1 protein-coding gene and 2 pseudogenes are annotated in these 1,611 nt (G+C 63.3%); 1 reads left to right on the top strand and 2 read right to left on the bottom strand.

Annotation, left to right across the window (positions count from 1 at the left end; translation table 11 throughout):
* A pseudogene (locus FJ980_RS30930) lies at window positions 1-107 on the bottom strand (bifunctional riboflavin kinase/FAD synthetase); the annotation flags it as partial.
* A gap of 6 nt (window positions 108-113) precedes the next feature.
* Window positions 114-1,049 carry an FCD domain-containing protein gene (locus FJ980_RS35610; RefSeq protein WP_246676636.1) on the bottom strand — a complete coding sequence of 312 codons (936 nt, stop codon included), beginning with the start codon at window positions 1,047-1,049 and terminating at the stop codon, window positions 114-116.
* Between the two features lie 209 nt (window positions 1,050-1,258).
* Between FJ980_RS35610 and FJ980_RS30940 the strand changes: the two are divergent.
* A pseudogene (locus FJ980_RS30940) lies at window positions 1,259-1,611 on the top strand (ABC transporter substrate-binding protein); the annotation flags it as partial.

Genomic DNA, 1,611 nt, shown 5'->3' on the forward strand with positions numbered 1-1,611 from the left:
GCCTGATGACCGCGATGGACACCGTCGAAATTGCCGATCGCGACAACGCCGCCGCGCAAATCGGCGGGCAGCGGAGCGGTTGCCGAAAGGTGCTGGAAAGCGTCCATCGCCATCTACCGCAGCCTGGGAATGACGGCCACTGGATGATAGCCGTGCCTGTCAAGAAACGCGGCGAGCCTTGCGGGATCCGGTTGCGATGCATCGCCATAGTCGCGGGCATGAATGCCGCCTGAGACATAGAGAACGTCGAAACCGTTGTCGGCCGCGCCCTTGATATCGGTCAGCATGCCGTCGCCGATGGCCAGCACCTGGCGGCGCTCGCCCGGCCGTCCAAGGATCTCCGCCACCTCCTTCATCGCCACATCATAGACCGGCGCATAAGGTTTTCCGGCGATCAGCGTGCGGCCGCCGAGCTGTGCGTAGTCGCGCGCCAGGGCGCCGGCGCGCTTGGCGTCGCCGGCGCAGATCGCCTCGACGATCTCGGCATGCTCGTCGCGGGCGATCTTCCATTCGTCGAGCCACAGCAGTTCCGTCCAGACATAGTGCTGGCACCTGTCGAGGATGCCGCACAGCATGCCGTGCAGCATGGCATTGCCGCTGATTTCGGCGATGACGCGGTGCAGATCGATGCCGACTTCAAGCTCCTGGAATTTTTCCCTTGTGGTTCGATCCGCAATGGCGGCCAGCCTCTCGCATTCGGCCAGCATGGCGCGCAGCCGCGCCTTGTCTTTCTCGGTGGCCGCAGCCGCCGCCAGTTCGGTGGCGTGGCCGTCGAGCAGTTCGCGGATGTCGAAGGCCTCGCGGAACATGTTTATGTCGAACTCGGTGACGGCGTAGCCCTGCCGCGGCCGGCCGGTGACCAACCCGTCGCGCTCGAGGCGGTTGAAGGCCTCGCGCACGGGCGTGCGGCTGACATTCAGCTTTGCCGCAATGTCGCTCTCGGTGACGCGCGCGCCCGGCGGGATCTGGCCGGTCACGATCATTGCCTTGAGCGCGGAATAGACCGAGTCGCGCAGCGTGTTGTTTGTTTCCTTGGCCAAGTTCCGTATCCAGTCTCCGGTCCGTGCCGGAAATCGATGTGTTTCGCGCGTAGCTGTATTCAAAATCGGCGCGTTTTGCCATTCCCCGGCCCCGGGTCGGTGGCCCCAAGGCCCCGCCGAGCGGTGTTGACTTCGCTGATCCCCGAGCTACACTCAAAATTGTATACAACATCGCATGCGAAATCAAAAACAATGGGAACACCGGTTGGAGATCCGAAATGAACAGCTCCAAAGGCATTAGCGTCGTTGCCATAGCGGGCCTCATGGCCACGGTCACGGCGCCCGCCGCGGCAGGCGACACCATTACCGTCGCCTCATGGGGCGGCACCTATCAGGAGGCGCAGGCCAAGGCCTTCTTCAAGCCGACCGCCGATGCGCTCGGCATCACCATCAAGGAAGACACCACCAACGGTCTCGATGACGTGCGCCTGCAGGTGACAGGCAACGCGGTGAAGTGGGACATCACCGAGCTCGGCGCCGACGAATGCGCGCGCGGCTCGAAGGAAGGGCTTTTCGAAAAGCTCGACTACAACCTCATCGACAAGAGCGGCATCGATCCCAAGCTCGTGCA

Source organism: Mesorhizobium sp. B1-1-5, from assembly GCF_006443065.1.
In the GTDB taxonomy this organism is placed as follows: domain Bacteria; phylum Pseudomonadota; class Alphaproteobacteria; order Rhizobiales; family Rhizobiaceae; genus Mesorhizobium.